Here is an 18,771-nt window from a genome sequence, read left to right as displayed (position 1 = left end):
CCCCGTCGTCCTCGGCGCGCCCGGGTCAGCCAAGCTCAGGCAGAACGGCTTCGTCCCTCATGGGCAGGCTCAACCGATTGTCATCAGCGTATCGGTGCGCGCCCTTTGATGGCGTTCGCGCGCGCTGCGAAGGTCACGCGACCCGTGGCATCCGTCAGGGCCTGCGCCCGCAGGCGCTCCTTCAGTCGGGCGACCGTCTCCGCCGGCATCGTCGATACAACCGGGCCGATGTTGGTGAGGCTGGTGGTCGAGCGCCAATAATCCTCGAAATCGGAAAATATTCTCTGCACCAGGAAGCTCTTCACTTCGATATCCTCGAAAGCAGCATCGCTCCATAATTGCCTCAAGGTCTCGACATGGGAGACGTCGTACCGAGGAGGCCGGGCCACCTCGACGCCCTGAGCACGCAGAGCGGCCTCGATCGGCGCCGTGGGCGCTGCGTCTCCAACATAATCCCAAACGTAGGCCGCCACTTGGCCTCCTGCTCGGGTCACCCTTCGCATTTCTGAGACGCCCTTGATCGGGTCGGGTATGAAGAAGAGAACAAGGGCCATGATGGCCGCGTCGAAACGACCGTCATCGAAAGGCAAGTCCATCGCGCTGCCAAGCTTCAACGTTGTGTTCCGGAGCTTCTTTCTCTGTCGGGCGAAGGACAGTTGAGCCTCTGACGGATCAATGCCGTGAAGCTCGGCCGGTGCGCAGCGATCTGCTATCAATTCGGTGAGTGCCCCGCTGCCACATCCAACGTCCAGCCATCTGTCGCCTGGCGCCGTATCGAGCCATTCGAGAAACGGGTGTCCCACGAGTTGACTCCAGGCTCCCATCGCGCTCTCGTATATGTTTCCGTCATTGAATACTATTTGATTTCCAATCATCGCAGTACCCTCGTTAGGTTACTCATCACTGCCCATCGGTCGAAAAAACACGAAGCACACTCGACGAATATTGATGTACATCATACGATTTTAGCCGTTACTTCGAATATGAAAGATGAAAGACAGTATATGTACATTACTTACAGAATAAATGGTGAGTGAATATGTAGATCTACACCAATATCATCCGCTATTTTCATGTATATTTCGTACATCATCTCACAAGAGATGAAATTCTTCAAAAACTAGAGGAAAAAATGATACCAATTCTCGCTCATTGAGCGATAATTATCTTGATCTCTCACCCCATGAGTCATCGTTTGGTCCCCAGCTCGGTTCTTTCTAGATACATGGCGATCGCCAACCTTGAGCAACCTGCTCGCTTTGTGACCGATAAATGACAGAAGGCGCCGCCAACGGCGGCACATGCCTTGCGGGCCGGGCTTCAACGCCATCGGCGGACGAATCGGGACGACGTCGCCCCGCCGTTCCAAATTGTCGTTGTTGTATCGATGTGCTTGGGTTTTCATCTGAGTTCACCCTCGCTGGCTCGCTGAGGGATGAGTCTCCGAGGTGAAAGCTACAGCCTGATGATCTGCGAGCGGCCGATGATGACAGCCGCAACTGTCAGCGGTGCGGCCATGCCAACAACAATCTCCGCCCCCGGCCCAACACAAGCACGACGGTCAGGACATGGCGCCGCCGCTCCGTTCCGGTGCGGCCACCGACCGCGCGCCGGCGACAAGAGGCGGGGCGGAATGAGGTCGGTTTCTCTCATGCCCGCTCCACCCGCGGATTGACCATTCCCCACCCCGCGATGTCTCGCCCGATCCGACATCACCTGCGCAAGCATCGGCCGCATGGCCTGGTCCGGGCGCCGCACCACGCCGATGCGATGGCTCGATCGTCATTCGCCTCCCGAGCGCCAGCGCCGCGCACTGTTCCATCCGCAACGCGATGCGCGTGTTCTGACGCGCTCCTGAAACGACCTTGCCCGACACCTCGCCCCCCAAGCTGATGCGGGGTGGGACGACGAGGATGGACGGCGGCGACCCAGGGTCACAGGACGAGGCCGCACGGCGCCGGGCGGCGCTGGCGCCATGCGAGGCGGTGTTCCGCCCCTCCGATCAGGAGATCGCCCGATGCCGGCACGCATGATCGCCACCACGCATGGCCGCCTGGCCGTCGACGACCGCGGCGGAACCGGAAGGCCGCTGCTGCTGATCCACGGCAACTCCTCATGTCGCCGTGTCTTTGCCCGGCAATGGGACAGTCGGCTTCGTGACCTGTGCAGGCTGATCACGCTCGACCTGCCGGGGCACGGGGAATCCGACGACGCGAGCGCTCCCGCTCGCAGCTATACGCGGGCGGGACTGGCCGACGCCGTGTTCGAGACGATCGCCAGCCTCGGCCTCGAGCGGGTCGTCGTTCTGGGCTGGTCGCTCGGTGGCCACATCGCGATCGAGATGCTGACCCGTGCCGCCGGCATCGAGGGCCTCGTCATCGCCGGGGCCCCGCCGGTCAGGCGAGGCGGGATGGCCGAGGGTTTTCTCCCTTCGTCGCATCTCGCGTCGGCCGGCCGGAGAAGCCTGTCTCCTGTCGAGATGACTGGGTTCGCGCGGGCCATCTTCGGCGAACCGGTCGAGCCCTTCCTGCTTCACGCGATCGCGCGGGCCGATGGGCGATGCCGCGAGCGCCTCTTTCAGGATGCGCGCGCCGGGCATTTGACGGACCAGCGTCTCACGGTCGAGAGCAGTCCGGTTCCGATCGCCGTCATCAACGGCGCAGCGGATCCTCTGATCAACCTCGACTATATCGACGGCGTGGCGTTCCGGAACCTGTGGAGCGGCCGGTGCCACCGCCTGCACGCAGGACACGCCCCCTTCTGGCACGCGTCGGACGCCTGCAACGCCCTCGTCGCACGCTTCCTCGATGACCTGCGCGCGGGCACGGCCCTTTGAACACGCGGCGATCACGACGCAGATCCCGTCCGTCGAGCGGCCCACCGCGCCATGCGGGCCGCTGCGCCTCCTGGGCAAGCGTTGGCTGCCCGAGAGGCATCGCAACCGGGTATGACGATTACACCTCCCGCCCGGCCACAGCCCGCATGACACCGGCGCCCTCGGGCCGCACGACCCGTCAGTCGAGGGTGGTTCCCGATTGCTTCACGACCGCGCCCCACTTCGCGATCTCGTCGGCCATGAAGGCGCCGAAGGCGTCCGGGGCCAGCGGGCGGCTGGTCGCGCCCAAGGCCGCGAACTTGTCGGCGATCGCCGGCTCCTGCAGCGCCCGCACCGCCTCGGCGTTGAGGCGCCGGACGATGTCGGGGCTGGTGCCCTTCGGGGCGACGAGCCCGTTCCACGCGATGGCGACGTAGTCGGGCAGGGCCGCCTCCCGGATCGTCGGGATGTCCTTCGCGATGGGCAAGCGTTCCGCCGAGGTGATGCCGAGCGCCCGCACGCGCCCGCCCTCGACATGCGGCAGCACCGATTGCGTGGTGTCGAACATCAGGTCGACCTGTCCGGCGATCACATCGGTGATCGCCGGGGCGCTGCCGCGGTAGGGGACGTGCGTGAGCTTGATCCCGGCCATCGTGGCGAAGAGTTCGGCCGCGAGATGCGTCGACTGGCCGAGGCCCGAGGAGGCGTAGTTCAAGGCGCCGGGCTTCGCCTTGGCCGCCGCGATGAGGTCGCGCACGCTGCGCGAGGCGGCCGCGTCCGGCACCACGAGGACGAGGGGGTTCTCGGTGAGCAGCGCCACCGGCTCGAAGCTCCGCAGCGTGTCGTAGTTGAGCTTGCGAAAGAGCGTCATGTTGATCGCATGCGCGGTCGTGGCGACGCCGAGCGTGTAGCCGTCCGGCGCCGCGCGGGCGACGACCTCCAGGCCGAGATTGCCGCCGGCCCCCGGGCGGTTGTCCATGATGAGGCGCTGCCCCAGGACCGCCGAGAGGCGCTCGCCCACCATCCGTGCGGTGATGTCCGTCGAGCCGCCGGGCGGGTAGGGCACCACCACGCTGATCGGGCGGCTGGGCCAAGATGCGTCGGCCCGGGCTGCGCGCGAGGCCGACGCGAGCGCGCCGGCTCCGGCAAGACCGGCGACGAAGTCGCGGCGTCGTATCATGGCGTGTCTCCTCCCTGCTCGCTCTCGTGCACGGCCGCGTCGGGCGCGGCGCCGTCGCGCGGGGCGCGCCCGATCAGCATCGGATCAACGTCGCGATGCGAGATCCCCGAGGCCGCCACGGACGCGCGTGACGGTGCTCATCGGGCGTCGCTCCGGCCCGCGCAGGTCCGCATGACGGAACGATGCATCGGGCGTCCTCCGGTCGGACCGGGCGGGGGTTCCGCTGCGGCCTCTTCTGGAGACGATGGTTGCCTCCAGCTTCGAACCTGTCAACAGCGTTCCGGACACAGTAAAGACCTCGTTCGCCCGGAGATTCCGACGAGCGAGTACGGCTGCATCTGTTCCGTTTGACGGAACCACCAGCCGCGAGGTCGGCGCGCTTTCGACCGCATGATGGCAGCGCGCCTCGACCGGTCCCGGCGAGGCGGTCCATCGCAGCGCCCACCCGAGGCCGTCACCGGATCGGCAGGGCCGTCACTGCGCGAGCGGGTCCGGCCGCAGCTGGAACTTGAACACCTTCGGCGCGGCCTCGGTCCCGCCCTCGCCGTGGAAGTTCGCGCGCGTCCCGGACGTGGTCCAGAGCCCGCGCCCCTTCCAGCCCGCCGCCGGATCGTCGATGCGGCCGTCCACGTTCTTCGTGAAGAAGCCGAGCGGGTAGGGCACCCTCAGGCTCACGAAGGTGCCGTCGACGAGCGCCAGCAGCCGCTCGCCGCCATTGGCGGAGGCGATCGGCACGTTGGCCCCGAGGCCGAGCACGTTGTAGCGGTCGACCCAGACGTAATAGGCGTGCTCGGCGCTGCCCGACTCGTCGAGGCCGCGGATCTGCGGCCCCGGGAAGCGGTAGAGGCGCCAGCCTTCCGGGCACAGCCGCCCCTCGGCGGCCCCCGGCCCGTTGAGGGGGCCCGTGCACTGCGCGCGGTCGAAGCGGGCCAGATGACCGCTCGACAGCGCGGTCCACACCACGCCGTCGAGGCCGACATCGAGCCCCCGCGGACCGAAGCTTCCCTCGGGGGGCTGATGGATCTCGGCGAGCGCGGTGCGCGACGGGTCGGGGCCGGGATCGAGCCGGATGATGTAGCCGGGCTGGTCGATCCTTGAGAACCCGCGATCCATCGACTGGCCCCAGATCGAGCCGTCGACCGGACTCGGCATGACGCCGTAGAAGGCCGCCATCACCCGCTTGTCCTTGCCCGGATCGACCGGCTGGTCCGCCTCGACATGGGCGTCCCGCCGGCCGTTTCCGTTGGTGTCGACGATGATCGGCGTCCAGCCCTGCGCCTTGGCGGCGTCGCGCGTCTCGCGGAAGACGCGGGTGTTGAGCCAGCCCACCACGCCGCTCGCGGGGCCGCCCGCGCTGGTCCACAGCGTGTTGTCGGGATCGTGCCCGAAATAGAGGTGGTGGGTGGTGAAGCAGGTGTCGATCAGTTCCCACCGCCCGGTCGCCGGATCGTAGAGCGAGAGCTGCCGGTCCGAGACCTGAAGCGGCGCCGCGGCGGCGGACGGGTGCGTGCGGCAGAAGGCGGGGTTCTCCCGGGGCCGCAGACGGGCCGTGAACCAGACCTTGCCGGCCTCGTCCAACATCACGTTGTGGATGCTGGTGTGCCCATCCCAGATCGGCTCCTCGCCCCAGTAGGCGGACGGGCCGCGCGCCGCGTCCAGCGAGGAGGGCGTCTTGGGGTCGAGGTAGGGATGCCGGACCTCGCCGGCGACGTGACGGAGCGGGTCGAGGGTCGGCACGAGGTCCGTGCTCTCCTCCGGCGAGCCCCAGATCAGCCCGTCGGCGTTGAGGCGGGGATTGCGCTTGTCGGTCGAGATCGCGTCGTGCTGGTAGTGCTTGGGGCTCGCCCAGTCCCAGGACGTGACCACGATGTTGCGCTCCACGCCCTGCGGGCGCTCGGGCTTGGCGAAGGGCAGCTCGCCCGCGGCGATCCGGTCGCTCCAGTCGGCGAACAGGGCGTTGGCCCGGTCGGCCCCGAGGCTGCCCATTGCGAGCGCCATGTAGGCCTGGGCCTGTCCGGCCTGGGTGCGCATGGCCCAGGCGGTCACGGAATCCTGTCCGGTGCGGAAGAAGGCCGGAACCTCGCGGATGCCGCGGCTGCCCAGCGCGTGGCAGGACTGGCACATGTTCTTGATCGTATCGACCCAGGCCGCCTGGGACTTCATCGTCGGCGGGATCCGGTTGCCGCGGTCGCCGGTGCCGGGGAACTCGCTGGCCGAGGGCATGCCGAGCAGGGCGTACCAGTACAGGCCGGGATAGTACTGGGCGGCCTCGCGCTCGGAGGGCGCCGGCACGGCCCGCAGGTCGAGCCGCTCGCCGGGCCGCGCCTCGACCTTGGCGGCATCGACGAGGCCGTAGCCGCGGGTCCAGACCTGATAGGTCGCCGCCGGCAGGTCCGGGATCACGAAGCGGCCCTGGTCGTCCGTGACCACGATCTTGGCGAACCGCGTCGGCAGGTCGCGCGTCTCGGCGATCACCCAGACGCCCGCCTCGGGGCCGCGCGCACCGGCGACCGTGCCGCCGAGGGCGTTGGCGCTGATCGGGGGCGGGGGTGCCGGCTCGGCGCCCGCCGGCGCGCCGGCTCCCAGCAGGGCCAGGAGCAGAAGGCGGGATCTCGTGAGCCGGGATTCTGCGGTGGGCATGCCTCGTCCTCCCGTGGCGACGATCCGGCCGTCCGGCGTCCGAGCCGGATCAGGCCGGTACGGGGCGCGGGTCGACGGACCGCTCGTTGGCAGGAGTATGGCGCGCCGGAGGCTCGGGACGAGCCCCGAGCGGCCCCTCGCGTCGCCCCGCGTCGACGACCGTCGTACCGAGCAGGACCGCCAGCAGCACCGCGAGCCCGCACGCCGTCTGCGCCCCGACGTTCCGGACGGCGGCCTGCGCATCGGCCACGTGGGCGGGCAGGGTCTCTCGTGCGCGTTGCTTCATCGCGAGCGCTCCTTGCGCGGGGAGTGCCGCTCCCCGCGGTGCGGGATGAGGCCTGCGCTACCTCGACTGGCGGGTCCGCAGGAGCCCGGCAACGGAGAGCGGCCCGGGGCCGATCAGGACGAGCGCGGCGAGGCAGGCGAGGTAGAGGAGGTCGGCCTCGTAGCCGGGCGGCCCGAACGTGGCGCCCGCGGGCGTCACACCCTGGAGCTTGATCGAGCTGAACCCATACGGGAGATGGACCGTGACGGCGGCGACCACGAGCACGATGGCCATGGGGATGCTCGCGAGCGGGATGAAGGCGCCCGCCAGCACCGCCACCCCGCCGAGGATCTCGACCAGGATCGTGAGCCATCCCGACAGGTAGGGGAACGGAACGCCGAGCGCCGCCAGGATGGCCGGGAAGGCGTCGAGGCCCCGGCCCGCCTTCGCGAGACCATGGGCCAGGAAGCCGTAACCGACGATCAACCGCAGCGGCAGGGCCGCCCACCTCACCACGACCGGGCTGAAGGTCCGGCCGAGCAGGAGATCGCGCCAGTCCGTGGGGCTGGTCGGTCCGGGCTTCATGGTCGCATTCTGCATGGCATCACCTGTTCGGCTCGGTATCGCGACGTCGAGCGGCTGACTGTGAGCGGCGCGGCCGGCTCGGCCCCCTGGTTCGGCCCAGCGCGGCGGAGAGGGACGCGGACGGCTCAGCCGGGCAGGGACCGCGCCGAAGGCGGCCGGACGGCGCACAGCCGCTGCCGGTCGCGCCCCGCAGCCTCGGCCTTCAGGCTCACCTGCCCCTGCCATAGACTGACCAGCCAGTGCGTCGGCCGCACCGCCTCGGGCAGGCGGCAGAAACCGACGATGAGCAGGATCGCGAGGAGGCGGGATGCGGGTGACGCCATGGGACCTGACCCTGTGGCTTTCGGCTGGTCCGGCCGGATCGGCCCGCCAGCTTAAGGCAGCCTTAAGCCACGCTTCCGAGACCGAACCGCCCGCCCGAGCCCAGCGAGACCGCCCATGCGCATCCTCGTCGTCGAAGACGACCCGATCCTCGCCGACGGCCTGAGTGTCGGGCTGGCGCTTCAGGGCGCCACGATCGACGGGGTCGGCACCTGCGCGGATGCCCGCGCGGCCCTCGCGGTCGGCGGGTTCGCCGCGGTGGTGCTGGACATCATGCTGCCGGACGGCTGCGGCCTCGACGTTCTGCGCGACATGCGGCGGGCCGGGGACGCGACGCCGGTGGTGCTGCTCACCGCCCTCGACGAGACCGCCGATCGCATCGCCGGCCTCGACCGGGGCGCCGACGACTACCTCGGAAAACCCTTCGACCTCGACGAACTCGGCGCGCGCCTGCGCGCGGTCGTCCGGCGCGCCGCGGGCCGGGCCGCCCCCACGCTCGAACACGGCGGCATCCGGGTCGATCCGGCCTCGCTGTCCGTGACGGTGGACGGACGCCCCGTGGCGCTGTCGCGGCGGGAATTCGCGGTCCTGCGGGCGCTGATGGACCGGCCGCGCCTCGTGCGCAGCCGTGCCGACCTGGAGGAGACGCTCTACGGCTGGCAGGAGGACATCGAGAGCAACGCGCTCGAAGTGCACATCCACAATTTGCGCGCGAAGATCGGCCGGGGCGCGATCGTCACGGTGCGCGGGCTCGGCTACCGGATGGCGGACCGGCCGTGAGCTCGCTGCGCGCCCGACTGTTCGCCCTGCTGCTCGCAGCGACGGGTGCCGTGTGGATCAGCGGCATCGCCTGGATCCACCACGCCACGCGCCAGCAGATCGAGAGCGTGCTGGATGCGAGGCTCCGGGATTCCGCCAGCATGGTCGCCTCCCTGGTCGGTCCGATCGAAACGGGCGGGGGCATGGTGGCGTCGCGCAGCCCGGCCGTGCCGACGGGCGCCGCCGCCTCCGCGCGCCGGCTCTCGTGCCAGATCTGGTCCCTCGACGGCCGCATCATCGCCCGGTCGAGCGGCGCGCCGGACCAGCCCCTCGGCGCGGCGCAGGCCGGCTTCGAGGACCGGGAGATCGACGGAGAGCGCTGGCGGGTCTTCGTCGTGGACGACGCGGCTGCGGGGGTCAGGGTCATGGTCGGCGACCGCTACGGCCTGCGCGAGCAGATCGTCGGGGACATGGTCCGCGGCTTGGCGCTGGCGGGACTGCTCGTCATGCCGGTGCTCGGCGCGCTGATCTGGGTGAGCGTCGGGCGCGGCCTGCGCCCGCTGCGCCGCCTCGCCGCCGACCTCGCCGGGCGCGGGCCGGACGACATGCGCGAGATCGCCCTCGGCCGCGCGCCCGCCGAGATCCGCCCCTTGGCGAGCGCGCTGAACGGCCTCTTCGTCAAGGTCAGGCTGGCGCGTCAGCACGAGCGCGAGGTGACGGCCTTCGCAGCCCACGAACTGCGCACGCCGCTCGCGGGCCTGCGGACCCAGGCCCAGATCGCCCTCGCGACGACCGACCCTTCCACCGCGACGGGGGCGCTGCGTCAGATCCTCCTCTCGGTCGACAAGACGACGCGGCTCGTGCGCCAGCTGCTGGCGCTCGCGCAGCTCGACGCGTCGGAGGGGCAGGGGATGCAGGACTCCTTCGACCTCGGCGTCCTGATCGAGGAGGTGGTGCGCGAGACCGCCTGCGACCGCTCCGCGATCGTGGTCGACCTCGATCCTCGGCTGCGCGGCTGCGGGGTGCGGGGCGACCCGGAGCTGGTCCGGCTGGCGATCCGCAACCTTCACGAGAATGCCGTGCAGCATCTGCCCGGGGGAGGGCGCGTCGCGTGGAGCCTCGCCGCGTCCGGCGAGGAGCTCCTCGTCGTGGACACGGGTCCGGGCATCCCGGAGGACGAGCTGGACAAGGTGGGGCAACGCTTCTTCCGCGGGCGGCACAGAACCCCGATCGGCAGCGGCCTGGGCCTTGCCATCGCGACGCTGGCCCTGGGCAGGACCGGCCTCCGCCTGCGGCTGGAGAATCGGGCAGACCGGCACGGCCTGCGCGTCCGGATCTCACCGCTCCGGCGGATCCGATCCGGCGCGGTCTAGGCCATCGTCCGCCCCACCCCCACGCGGCTCAGTCCCGATCGTGATGAGGAATTCGAGATCAGCGGAAGCGGTGCTTCACACTCATCCTGCGCGGAGGACAATCTTCCGCGCCAGCGCGCGCGGTCCGAGCCGGTTCGGGATGCCGGGCATCGGGAGATGAGTCTCCTTCACCACGTGGCAGCCGGCGGCGTCTCCGGGGTGTTCAAAACCAGCACGACAACGGCGGACCTTCCGCCGAGGAGAGGGGACGATCGCTGGTTCGTTACGGGCTTGACATCGCCGCCGTAACCGGAGAGCCTGTTTTTCAGGCGCAGGGCAAAGATGCCCAGTTCCGCGCCATCTCGTTCGAGCCTTTCCCGGCGATGTAGCCCGCAGCGCGTGACGCGCTGGCGGGCTTTTTGCGTTGCGAAGGACTGCATGGACCAGAGCTGCCACCGGATCGGCATCCTGTTCTCCACCGCCGGACCCTACGGGCTCGTCGGGCGGGCGATGCTGAACGGCGCCCTCCTGGCCGTCGAGGAGGTGAAGGCGGGCGGCGGCCCCGCCCTCGCGCCGGAGCTCGTCGATCCGGCGGGCGAGATCGCCGGCTACGCCGCGGGGGCGGAACGGCTGCTGGAATCCGGCATCCGCCACGTCGTCGGCTGCTACACCTCGTCGAGCCGCAAGGAGATCATCCCGATCTTCGAGAAGCGGGACGGCCTGCTCTGGTACCCGTCGCATTACGAGGGCTTCGAGACCTCCGGGAACGTCGTCTACACCGGGGCCTCGCCGAACCAGCACATCGTGCCGCTGGTGCGGCACCTCCTGGCTCGGGGCGGCCGCACGGCCTATTGCGTCGGGGCCAACTACATCTGGGCCTGGGAGAACAACCGCATCCTGCGCGAGGCCCTGGCGCTCGCGGGCGGCCGGGTCGCGGGCGAGCGCTACTTCGCGGTCGGCGAGACCGCGTTCGGGCAGGTGATCGAGGCGATCCTGGCGGCGCGGCCGGACTTCGTCTTCAACACCCTGATCGGGACCTCGGCCTACCGGTTCCTCCGCGACCTGCGCGGCGCCTGCCTGGCGCAGGGCATCGACCAGCCGCGGGCGATGCCGGTGGCGAGCTGCAGCCTCGCCGAGCCGGAGCTGGAGGCGATCGGGCCGGAGGCGGTCGAGGGCCACCTGTCCTCCAGCGTCTACTTCACGTCGATCGACAGCCCGCGCAACCGCGCGTTCACGGGCGCTTACGCGGCGCGCTTCCCCGACGGGCCGACCCCCTCGGCCGACACGGAAGCCTCCTACATCGCCGTCCACCTCCTGGCGCGGGCCCTGGCCCGGGCCGGGACCGAGGACGTCGCGGCGGTGCGCCGGGCGGCCTGCGCGGTCGCCTTCGAGGCGCCGCAGGGGCCGGTGCGCCTCGACGAGACGACCCTGCACGCCTGCCTGACGCCCCGCATCGGCGTCTCGACCGCGGCGGCGCGCTTCCGGATCGTGGCGCAGGCGGAGGAGCCCGTGGCGCCCGACCCCTACCTCGTGCGCAGCGCGCCCCGGGTGGTCCCGGTGAGCCGGCGCCCGCGCCTGCGGGTGGTGCCATGACCAATCCCCGCCTGATCCAGAACTTCAGCGGCGCCCAGGCGCTGCTGGTCGCGGCGCCGGACACCGCCACCGAGGTGCTGGCCGCCACCCTGATGAAGCTCGGGCTCACGGTGGCCTCGGTGCTGCCGGCCGGCGAGGCGCCGTGGCTCGACCTCGCGGCCCTCGACCCCGAGCGCCACGTCGTGATCGTCGACGGCGACCTGCCGCTGCCGGGCCTCGCCGCGAGCGCGGTCTCGGACCTGCCGCCGGTGCCGGTGCTCGGCCTCGTCGGGGTGGAGGCGCCGAGCCGCCTCAAGGGGCTGCTCCAGCTCGGCGCCACCGGGCTCCTGCGCAAGCCGATCCACGGCGCCTCGATCTACGCCGCGCTGTTTCTCGCCGTGAACGAGCACAACCGGCGCCGGGTGCTGGAGGAAAGCCTCGCGCGCCACGAGGAGCGGCGGCGCGGCCGGCGCCACGTCGTCAAGGCGATCCTGCGGCTGATGCAGGAGCACGGCCTCGACGACGACGCGGCCTTCGAGGCCCTGCGCCGCGAGGCGATGCGCGCCCGCCAGCCGCTCGAAGCGTACTGCGAGGCCCTGATCCGGGCCCGTCCGCAGGTTCCGACGCGCGAGGTGCCGCGGCGCGCCCGGTCCTGACCCCCCCCCGCAACCGACGAACGACGAGGATGCCACGATGCCGAGACCCCCTCACGGATCCCGCCTGTCCGCCCTCGCGGCCGCCCTGCTCCTCGCCGCACCCGCGGCGCAGGCCGCCGACCCGATCAAGCTCGGCGTGCTGGAGGACCAGTCCGGCGACTTCGCGGTCGCCACGATCGGCAAGGTCCACGGCATCCAGCTCGCCACCGACGAGATCAACGCCGCGGGCGGCATCGGCGGGCGCAAGCTCGAACTCGTGATCTACGACACGCAGTCCGACAACACCCGCTATCAGGAATTCATGCGCCGGGTGCTCCAGCGCGACAAGGTCAACGTGGTCTTCGCGGGCTTCTCCAGCGCCTCGCGCGAGGCCTATCGGCCGATCGTCGATCAGCTCGACGGCTTCGCCTTCTACAACAACCAGTACGAGGGCGGCGTCTGCGACGGGCACATGGTGGTCACGGGCGCGGTGCCGGAGCAGCAATTCTCGACGCTGATCCCCTGGATGATGGAAAAGTTCGGCAAGCGGGTCTACACGATCGCGGCCGACTACAACTTCGGCCAGATCTCGGCCGAATGGGTACGGAACATCGTACGTGAGAATGGCGGCGAGATGGTCGGGGAGGAATTCATCCCCCTCGGCGTGTCGCAGTTCTCGCAGACGATCCAGAACATCCAGAAGGCCAAGCCCGACATCCTGATGACGCTGCTCGTCGGCACCGCCCAGGCCTCCTACTACGAGCAGGCGGCGGCCGCGAACCTGAAGGTGCCGATGGGCTCCTCCGTCAATGTCGGCCAGGGCTACGAGCACAAGCGCTTCCGCCCGCCGAGCCTCGCCAACATGTACGTGACCACGAACTACATCGAGGAGGTCGACACCCCGGCGAGCAAGGCCTTCCTCGCCAAGTGGAAGGCGAAGTTCCCGAACGAGCCCTACGTCAACCAGGAGGCGGAGAACTCCTACCACGCGGTCTTCCTCTACAAGCAGATGGTGGAGCGCGCCAACGGCTCGACCAGGCGGGCCGACCTGCGCAAGGTCATCGCGGCGGGCGACGTCTGCGTGGACGCGCCCGAGGGCAAGGTCTGCATCGACCCGAAGAGCCAGCACGTCTCCCACACGATCTACCTGGCCAAGGTCGACGAGAAGCACGCGATCTCCTTCCCCAAGACGTGGGAGAACATCCAGCCCTACTGGCTGGGCCAGGCCGGCTGCGACCTGACGAAGAAGGACCCGATGGCGCAGTACACGCCGAGCAACCCGCCCAAGCCCTGAGCCAAGCCCTGAGCTTGACGCTGCCGGGGCGCCGTGCGCGCCCCGGCCCCTCCCGTCGCGACACGGCTCCCGAATGGCCCTCCTGACCCTCGCCTTCGCGTTCCTCTATCAGCTCGGGGACGCCTTCTCGTTCCTGGTGCTCGCCGCCTGCGGCCTCGCGGTGGTGTTCGGCATGATGGGCGTCATCAACCTCGCGCACGGCGAACTCATCATGTGCGGGGCCTACGTCACGGCGGCGGCGACGCGCGCCGGGCTGCCGCTGCCGCTCGGCATCCTGGCGGGCGCGCTCGCCTCCGGCGCCGTCGGCATGCTGATGGAGCGTCTGGTCATCCGCCACCTCTACGGCCGGCCCCTCGACACGATCGTGGCGACCTGGGGCATCAGCCTCGCGGCGACGCAGGGCACGCTGATCGTGCTCGGCTCCAGCATGCCGGGCATCGGCACGCCGCTCGGCAGTTTCTCGGTCGGGGCTTACTCCTACTCGACCTACCGGGTGGTGCTGATGCTCGCCGCCGTGGCGGTGCTGGTCGGGCTCTACGTCGCCTTCAACGCCACCCGCTTCGGCACGCTCGCCCGGGCCACCATCCAGGTGCCGCACATGGCCGAGGCGCTCGGCGTCGACACGCGGACGGTCTACGCGCTCACCTTCGGCCTCGGCGCGGCGCTGGCCGGCCTCACCGGCGGGCTCTACGCCCCGACCATGACCATCGTGCCGACCATGGGCACGACCTTCATCATGGAGGCCTTCGTCACCGTGGTGGTGGGCGGTGCCGACATCTTCCTCGGCACGGCGCCGGCGGCGCTGCTGCTCGGCGCGGTGCGGGCGGTCCTCACCTCCTGGCAGGGCCAGCTCTTCGGGCAGATCGGGCTCCTCGTCGCGGTGATCCTGGTGATCCGGGTGCTGCCGCGCGGCATCTCGGGCCTCATCCTGCGCGAGAGGGCCTGACGCCATGCTGATGCGTGCGCTCCGGCGCCTCGAAGGCCCCCAGACCATGGGGCGCGGCCCGGCCTTCTGGATCGCCTTCGCGGTCGTGCTCGCCGGGGCCGTCGCCTATCCCCGGTTCGCGGACGGCTACACGGTCGGCAACACCGCCTACTTCTTCTGCTGGGTCTTCATGGCGCTCGGCCTGTGCCTGATCTGGGGCTACGGCGGCGCGCTCAGCTTCGGCCAGACCGCCTTCTTCGGCCTGTCCGGCTACGCCTACGGAGTGCTCACCATCAACCTCGGCGCGGCCTACGGCTTCACCCTGGTGGCGGTCGTGCTCGCGGTGGCGCTCTCGGCCGGGATGGCGGCGCTGCTGGGCTACTTCCTGTTCTTCGGGCGGATCGGGGGCGTCTTCCTCGGCATCATCACCCTGTCGGTCACGCTCGTCCTGGAGCGCTTCATGGCGCAGACGGCCGGGCCGGAATGGCGGATCGGGGCCGCCCGCCTCAACGGCTACAACGGCATGAGCGGCATGCCGCCCCTGACGCTGCCGTGGTTCGAGGGCGACCTCGTGCTGTTCCCCGACGTCGAACTCTACTACGGGCTCCTCGCCCTGCTCGTCCTCGTCTACCTCGCGCTGCGCATCCTGGTGAACGCCCGCTTCGGCAACGTGCTGGTGGCGATCCGCGAGAATCCCGAGCGCGCCGAGATGCTGGGCTACGACGTGCGCCGCTACCAGCTCGCCGCCTTCGTGATCGGCTCCGCCCTCGCGGGCCTCAGCGGCACCCTCTACACGGCCTGGGGCCAGTACATCACGCCCTCCAGCATGGGGCTGACCGCCGCCGCGCTGCCGGTGATCTGGGTCGCGGTCGGCGGGCGGGGCGACCTCACGGCGACGCTCGTCGGCACGCTGCTCGTGCTCGGCGGCTTCCAGGCGCTCACGATCTACGGCAGTCAGTACGCCCTGGTGGTGATGGGCCTGCTCCTCGTCGTGGTGGTGCTGGCGGCCCCCGACGGCCTCGTGGTGGCGGCGATGCGCGGCCTCGGCCGCCTCCGGCGCCGGGAGGCGGCGCGATGACGCCGCTCCTCGAAACCCGCGGCCTCAGCAAGCATTTCGGCGGCCTGCACGTCACCAACGACGTGAGCTTCACGCTCGCCGAGCACGAGGTCCACTGCCTGATCGGGCCGAACGGGGCCGGCAAGAGCACCTTCTTCCGCCTGCTGCTGGGCGAGTACACGCCCGAGCGCGGGCAGATTGTCTACCGCGGCGAGGACATCACCGCGCTCAAGCCCTTCGAGCGGGTGCGCCGCGGCCTGAGCGTCAAGTTCCAGGTGCCGGGCATCTTCCCGGGCCTCTCGGTCGCCCACAACCTGGAGATCGCGCTGCAGCACCACCTGGAGGGCGCGTCGCTGGGGGCCGAGATCCGCCGGCTGCTGGGCTTCCTGAACCTCGCGGACGCCGCATCCGAGCGGGCCGGCACCCTGAGCCACGGCCAGAAGCAGTGGCTGGAGATCGGCATGGCGATCAGCCTCAAGCCGCGCCTGCTGCTCCTCGACGAGCCCACCGCCGGCATGTCGCCGGACGAGACCTTCGCCACCGGCGCGATGGTGCAGACGCTCAACCGCGACGGCGTCGCGGTGCTCGCCATCGAGCACGACATGGCCTTCGTCCGGCAGATCGCCCAGCGCGTGACCGTGCTCCACGTCGGGCGCATCTTCGCGCAGGGCACCACAGACGAGATCATCGCCGACGAGCGCGTCGCCGCGATCTATCTCGGGGAGGCGGATGCGCCGCCCCTGCGCAGGGTCGCCGATGCCTGAGCCGCTCCTCTCGACCGCCGGCCTGCGGGCCGGCTACGGCGGCAAGCCGGTGCTGCAGGGCGTCGACCTCGCGGTGAAGGCCGGCGAGATCGTGGCGGTGATTGGCCGCAACGGCGTGGGCAAGTCGACGCTGATGCGCAGCCTGATCGGGCTCCTGCCCGCGGCCTCCGGCGGCATCGCCTTCCGGGGCGAGGCGGTGGAGCGGCTCGCCGCCCACCGGCGCGCCCGCCTGGGCATCGGCTACGTGCCCCAGGGACGCGACGTCTTTCCGCGCATGAGCGTCGCCGACAACCTCAAGGTCGGCGCCTCCCTGCTGCCCGCGGGCGAGCGGCCCGACTTCGAGCGCGCCTTCGCGCCCTTCCCGATCCTGCGCGAGCGCCGCTCGCAGCGGGCCGGCACCCTCTCGGGCGGCCAGCAGCAGCAGCTCGCCATCGGCCGCGTCCTCGTGGGCGGCCCCGCGCTGATCCTGCTCGACGAGCCCTCCGAGGGCATCCAGCCCTCCGTGGTGCAGGAGATCGGCCGCACCCTCGTCGACCTCAACCGTCGCACCGGGGTGACGATCGTGTTCGTGGAGCAGAACCTCGACCTGATCCGGGCCATGGCCCAGCGCAGCTACGTCATGGACAAGGGCCGGATCGTCGCGGAGCTGACGGCGCTGGACCTCGACGACCGCGACCTCGTGCGGCGCCATCTCGCTGTTTGATGCCGCGCCTCGGGGTGGCGGACATTCAGGAACGGAACCGGCAGTCGCTGTCGATGACCGCCGGTATGATCAGCGAAGGGAGAACGACCATGCAGTGGCTCGACCAGTCCATCATGGCCCGCAAGGGCCTGGCCGGCGGCCGGCCCGGCCGGGAGCACACCATCACGGAGGCCGAGCAGGGCCGCTACCACTACGTCTACGGCCCCTTCGCCGAGCCGGTGCTGACCGTCGATCCGGGCGCGGTCGTCACGGTCGAGACCCACGATGCCTTCGAGGGCAAGATCCGCCACGAGAGCGACAGCCCGACGAAGATCCTGAACTTCCCCTACCTCAACCCGCAGAACGGGCCGATCTTCGTCAACGGCGCTGAGAAGGGCGACTGCCTCGCGGTGGCGATCAAGTCGATCCGCCCGCGCGGCCCGCAGCCCTGCGGCACCACGCTGATCATGCCGGAATTCGGCGGCCTCGTCGCCACCGGCGACACCGCGCTCCTCAACCCGTCGCTGCCCGAGCGGGTGCGCAAGCTCGAGGTCACGCCCGAGCACGGCGTGCGCTGGAACGACCGGATCACGCTGCCCTACCAGCCCTTCATCGGCACCATCGGCACCTCGCCGGAGATCGAGGCGATTTCTTCGCTGCAGCCCGACTATTACGGCGGCAACATGGACCTGCCGGATGTCGGCGTCGGCGCGGTCATCTACCTGCCGGTGAACACCAAGGGCGCGCTCCTGTACCTCGGCGACTGCCACGCCGCACAGGGGGACGGCGAACTCTGCGGCGTCGCGATCGAGCACCCGACCCACACCACGGTGCAGATCGACCTGATCAAGGGCTGGACCTTCCGCTGGCCGCGGCTGGAGACCGCGGAGTTCTACATGACGATCGGCTCCTCGCGGCCGATGGAGGACGCCGCGCGCATCGCCTACCGGGAGCTGGTGCGCTGGCTCGCCGCCGATTTCGGCTTCGAGGAGATCGACGCCTACATGCTGCTCACGCAGTGCGGGCGCGTGCGCCTCGGCAACATGGTCGACCCGAAATACACGCTCGGCGCCTCGATCGCGAAGTCGATCGCCCACGCCTGACGGCACACGGACGAGGAGGACGTCATGGATCTCGGCCTCAAGGGATGCCGCGCCCTGGTGACCGGCGGCACCAAGGGAATCGGCGGCTCCATCGCCGACCTCCTGGCCGACGAGGGCGCCTCGGTCGCCCTGTGCGCCCGCAACGCCGAGGAGGTCGCCGCCAAGGTCGCGGCGCTCCGGGCCAAGGGCGTGGCGGCGACCGGGCGCGCCCTCGACGTCGCCGATTCCGCCGCCCTGCGCGGCTGGATCGCCGAGGCCGCCGAGGAACTCGGCGGCCTCGACATCGTGGTGCCGAACGTGAGCGCGCTCGCGGTCGGCGCCGACGAGGCGGCGTGGCGCAGCGGCTTCTCGGTCGACATCATGGGAACCGTCGCGGCGGTCGAGGCGGCGATGCCGTTCCTCGAACGCTCGGAGGCCGGCGCGATCGTGATCATCTCCAGCGTCTCCGGACGCGAGATCGATTTCGCGGCCGGACCCTACGGCGCCTTCAAGGCGGCCCTGATCCACTACGCGCAGGGCCTCGCCTACCAGCTCGCGGCCAAGTCCATCCGCGCCAACTCGGTCTCGCCCGGCAACACCTACTTCGAGGACGGCGTCTGGCACCGGATCGAGCAGGGCGATCCCAAGCTGTTCGCGGAGGCGCTGCGGCTGAATCCGACCGGGCGGATGGCCCGCCCCGAGGAGGTGGCGCGCGCCGCCGTCTTCCTGGCGAGCCCGGCCGCGAGCTTCATCACCGGCACCAACCTCGTGGTCGACGGCGCCCTGACGCGAGGCGTGCAGTTCTAGAGCAGCGCCCGATCGCGTTGCGATCGGGCGCTGCTC

At 70.3% G+C, this 18,771-nt stretch carries 19 protein-coding genes; 12 read left to right on the top strand and 7 right to left on the bottom strand.

Going from position 1 to position 18,771, the window contains the following annotated elements; translation table 11 throughout:
- Positions 1–83 precede the first annotated feature (83 nt).
- A complete protein-coding gene (locus ACKUB9_RS10705; RefSeq protein WP_407521273.1) occupies positions 84–824 on the bottom strand; it encodes a class I SAM-dependent methyltransferase in 741 nt (246 codons plus the stop codon).
- 1,193 nt (positions 825–2,017) lie between these two features.
- Here ACKUB9_RS10705 and ACKUB9_RS10700 point away from each other — a divergent pair.
- On the top strand, positions 2,018–2,836 hold the full coding sequence (locus ACKUB9_RS10700) for an alpha/beta fold hydrolase (RefSeq protein WP_407521275.1): 819 nt from the start codon (positions 2,018–2,020) through the stop codon (positions 2,834–2,836).
- A gap of 178 nt (positions 2,837–3,014) precedes the next feature.
- Here the strand turns inward: ACKUB9_RS10700 and ACKUB9_RS10695 are convergent, their stop codons facing one another.
- From ACKUB9_RS10695 to ACKUB9_RS10675, 5 genes are all read right to left on the bottom strand, one after another.
- Complete coding sequence (locus ACKUB9_RS10695; RefSeq protein ID WP_407521277.1) at positions 3,015–3,995, bottom strand: tripartite tricarboxylate transporter substrate binding protein; 981 nt, start codon at positions 3,993–3,995, stop codon at positions 3,015–3,017.
- Positions 3,996–4,469: 474 nt separating this feature from the next.
- Positions 4,470–6,635 carry a carboxypeptidase regulatory-like domain-containing protein gene (locus ACKUB9_RS10690; RefSeq protein WP_407521279.1) on the bottom strand — a complete coding sequence of 722 codons (2,166 nt, stop codon included), beginning with the start codon at positions 6,633–6,635 and terminating at the stop codon, positions 4,470–4,472.
- 49 nt (positions 6,636–6,684) lie between these two features.
- Positions 6,685–6,921 (bottom strand): hypothetical protein, encoded by a 237-nt coding sequence (locus tag ACKUB9_RS10685; protein ID WP_407521281.1) that lies wholly within the window; start codon positions 6,919–6,921, stop codon positions 6,685–6,687.
- A gap of 57 nt (positions 6,922–6,978) precedes the next feature.
- On the bottom strand, positions 6,979–7,500 hold the full coding sequence (locus ACKUB9_RS10680) for a DoxX family protein (protein ID WP_407521285.1): 522 nt from the start codon (positions 7,498–7,500) through the stop codon (positions 6,979–6,981).
- 110 nt (positions 7,501–7,610) lie between these two features.
- The gene (locus tag ACKUB9_RS10675) at positions 7,611–7,808 is read right to left on the bottom strand and encodes a hypothetical protein (RefSeq protein WP_407521287.1); all 198 of its coding nucleotides are present in this window, start codon (positions 7,806–7,808) and stop codon (positions 7,611–7,613) included.
- A 115-nt stretch (positions 7,809–7,923) separates the two neighbouring features.
- Between ACKUB9_RS10675 and ACKUB9_RS10670 the strand changes: the two genes are divergently transcribed.
- Both ACKUB9_RS10670 and ACKUB9_RS10665 read left to right on the top strand, forming a co-directional pair.
- A complete protein-coding gene (locus tag ACKUB9_RS10670; RefSeq protein ID WP_407521289.1) occupies positions 7,924–8,586 on the top strand; it encodes a response regulator in 663 nt (220 codons plus the stop codon).
- Positions 8,583–9,938, top strand: coding sequence for a sensor histidine kinase (locus ACKUB9_RS10665; protein ID WP_407521291.1), 1,356 nt, complete (start codon positions 8,583–8,585; stop codon positions 9,936–9,938). The genes ACKUB9_RS10670 and ACKUB9_RS10665 overlap by 4 nt, the downstream gene beginning before the upstream one ends.
- A gap of 167 nt (positions 9,939–10,105) precedes the next feature.
- Here the strand turns inward: ACKUB9_RS10665 and ACKUB9_RS10660 are convergent, their stop codons facing one another.
- Positions 10,106–10,357: a hypothetical protein gene (locus ACKUB9_RS10660; protein WP_407521293.1), complete on the bottom strand. Its 252-nt coding sequence runs from the start codon at positions 10,355–10,357 to the stop codon at positions 10,106–10,108.
- Between ACKUB9_RS10660 and ACKUB9_RS10655 the strand changes: the two genes are divergently transcribed.
- From ACKUB9_RS10655 to ACKUB9_RS10615, 9 genes are all read left to right on the top strand, one after another.
- The gene (locus tag ACKUB9_RS10655) at positions 10,356–11,510 is read left to right on the top strand and encodes a transporter substrate-binding domain-containing protein (RefSeq protein WP_407521295.1); all 1,155 of its coding nucleotides are present in this window, start codon (positions 10,356–10,358) and stop codon (positions 11,508–11,510) included. The genes ACKUB9_RS10660 and ACKUB9_RS10655 overlap by 2 nt on opposite strands.
- The gene (locus tag ACKUB9_RS10650) at positions 11,507–12,145 is read left to right on the top strand and encodes an ANTAR domain-containing response regulator (RefSeq protein WP_407521298.1); all 639 of its coding nucleotides are present in this window, start codon (positions 11,507–11,509) and stop codon (positions 12,143–12,145) included. Before ACKUB9_RS10655 ends, ACKUB9_RS10650 begins: the two co-directional genes overlap by 4 nt.
- Before the next feature lie 37 nt (positions 12,146–12,182).
- The gene (locus ACKUB9_RS10645) at positions 12,183–13,418 is read left to right on the top strand and encodes an urea ABC transporter substrate-binding protein (protein WP_407521300.1); all 1,236 of its coding nucleotides are present in this window, start codon (positions 12,183–12,185) and stop codon (positions 13,416–13,418) included.
- A 73-nt stretch (positions 13,419–13,491) separates the two neighbouring features.
- On the top strand, positions 13,492–14,364 hold the full coding sequence (locus ACKUB9_RS10640) for an ABC transporter permease subunit (protein ID WP_407521302.1): 873 nt from the start codon (positions 13,492–13,494) through the stop codon (positions 14,362–14,364).
- 10 nt (positions 14,365–14,374) lie between these two features.
- Positions 14,375–15,421 (top strand): branched-chain amino acid ABC transporter permease, encoded by a 1,047-nt coding sequence (locus tag ACKUB9_RS10635; protein ID WP_407521641.1) that lies wholly within the window; start codon positions 14,375–14,377, stop codon positions 15,419–15,421.
- Positions 15,418–16,164, top strand: a complete 747-nt coding sequence (locus ACKUB9_RS10630) for an ABC transporter ATP-binding protein (RefSeq protein ID WP_407521304.1) — start codon at positions 15,418–15,420, stop codon at positions 16,162–16,164. Before ACKUB9_RS10635 ends, ACKUB9_RS10630 begins: the two co-directional genes overlap by 4 nt.
- Positions 16,157–16,867 (top strand): ABC transporter ATP-binding protein, encoded by a 711-nt coding sequence (locus ACKUB9_RS10625; RefSeq protein ID WP_407521306.1) that lies wholly within the window; start codon positions 16,157–16,159, stop codon positions 16,865–16,867. Before ACKUB9_RS10630 ends, ACKUB9_RS10625 begins: the two co-directional genes overlap by 8 nt.
- An 89-nt stretch (positions 16,868–16,956) precedes the next feature.
- Positions 16,957–17,949, top strand: coding sequence for an acetamidase/formamidase family protein (locus ACKUB9_RS10620; RefSeq protein ID WP_407521308.1), 993 nt, complete (start codon positions 16,957–16,959; stop codon positions 17,947–17,949).
- 24 nt (positions 17,950–17,973) lie between these two features.
- A complete protein-coding gene (locus ACKUB9_RS10615) occupies positions 17,974–18,735 on the top strand; it encodes an SDR family NAD(P)-dependent oxidoreductase (RefSeq protein ID WP_407521310.1) in 762 nt (253 codons plus the stop codon).
- Positions 18,736–18,771 lie beyond the last annotated feature (36 nt).

Source organism: Methylobacterium oryzisoli (assembly GCF_046557895.1).
GTDB classification, from domain to species: domain Bacteria; phylum Pseudomonadota; class Alphaproteobacteria; order Rhizobiales; family Beijerinckiaceae; genus Methylobacterium; species Methylobacterium oryzisoli.
Note: the sequence above shows the minus strand (reverse complement) of the source record. Positions and strands in the feature narration are given on the sequence as shown.

Excerpts from the sequence above, each read along its gene's own strand:
- ACKUB9_RS10705 (WP_407521273.1), bottom strand. The coding sequence starts at position 824 with ATGGGAGCCTGGAGTCAACTCGTGGGACACCCGTTTCTCGAATGGCTC.
- ACKUB9_RS10700 (WP_407521275.1), top strand. The coding sequence starts at position 2,018 with ATGCCGGCACGCATGATCGCCACCACGCATGGCCGCCTGGCCGTCGAC.
- ACKUB9_RS10695 (WP_407521277.1), bottom strand. The coding sequence starts at position 3,995 with ATGATACGACGCCGCGACTTCGTCGCCGGTCTTGCCGGAGCCGGCGCG.
- ACKUB9_RS10690 (WP_407521279.1), bottom strand. The coding sequence starts at position 6,635 with ATGCCCACCGCAGAATCCCGGCTCACGAGATCCCGCCTTCTGCTCCTG.
- ACKUB9_RS10685 (WP_407521281.1), bottom strand. The coding sequence starts at position 6,921 with ATGAAGCAACGCGCACGAGAGACCCTGCCCGCCCACGTGGCCGATGCG.
- ACKUB9_RS10680 (WP_407521285.1), bottom strand. The coding sequence starts at position 7,500 with ATGCAGAATGCGACCATGAAGCCCGGACCGACCAGCCCCACGGACTGG.
- ACKUB9_RS10675 (WP_407521287.1), bottom strand. The coding sequence starts at position 7,808 with ATGGCGTCACCCGCATCCCGCCTCCTCGCGATCCTGCTCATCGTCGGT.
- ACKUB9_RS10670 (WP_407521289.1), top strand. The coding sequence starts at position 7,924 with ATGCGCATCCTCGTCGTCGAAGACGACCCGATCCTCGCCGACGGCCTG.
- ACKUB9_RS10655 (WP_407521295.1), top strand. The coding sequence starts at position 10,356 with ATGGACCAGAGCTGCCACCGGATCGGCATCCTGTTCTCCACCGCCGGA.
- ACKUB9_RS10660 (WP_407521293.1), bottom strand. The coding sequence starts at position 10,357 with ATGCAGTCCTTCGCAACGCAAAAAGCCCGCCAGCGCGTCACGCGCTGC.
- ACKUB9_RS10650 (WP_407521298.1), top strand. The coding sequence starts at position 11,507 with ATGACCAATCCCCGCCTGATCCAGAACTTCAGCGGCGCCCAGGCGCTG.
- ACKUB9_RS10645 (WP_407521300.1), top strand. The coding sequence starts at position 12,183 with ATGCCGAGACCCCCTCACGGATCCCGCCTGTCCGCCCTCGCGGCCGCC.
- ACKUB9_RS10640 (WP_407521302.1), top strand. The coding sequence starts at position 13,492 with ATGGCCCTCCTGACCCTCGCCTTCGCGTTCCTCTATCAGCTCGGGGAC.
- ACKUB9_RS10635 (WP_407521641.1), top strand. The coding sequence starts at position 14,375 with ATGCGTGCGCTCCGGCGCCTCGAAGGCCCCCAGACCATGGGGCGCGGC.
- ACKUB9_RS10630 (WP_407521304.1), top strand. The coding sequence starts at position 15,418 with ATGACGCCGCTCCTCGAAACCCGCGGCCTCAGCAAGCATTTCGGCGGC.
- ACKUB9_RS10625 (WP_407521306.1), top strand. The coding sequence starts at position 16,157 with ATGCCTGAGCCGCTCCTCTCGACCGCCGGCCTGCGGGCCGGCTACGGC.
- ACKUB9_RS10620 (WP_407521308.1), top strand. The coding sequence starts at position 16,957 with ATGCAGTGGCTCGACCAGTCCATCATGGCCCGCAAGGGCCTGGCCGGC.
- ACKUB9_RS10615 (WP_407521310.1), top strand. The coding sequence starts at position 17,974 with ATGGATCTCGGCCTCAAGGGATGCCGCGCCCTGGTGACCGGCGGCACC.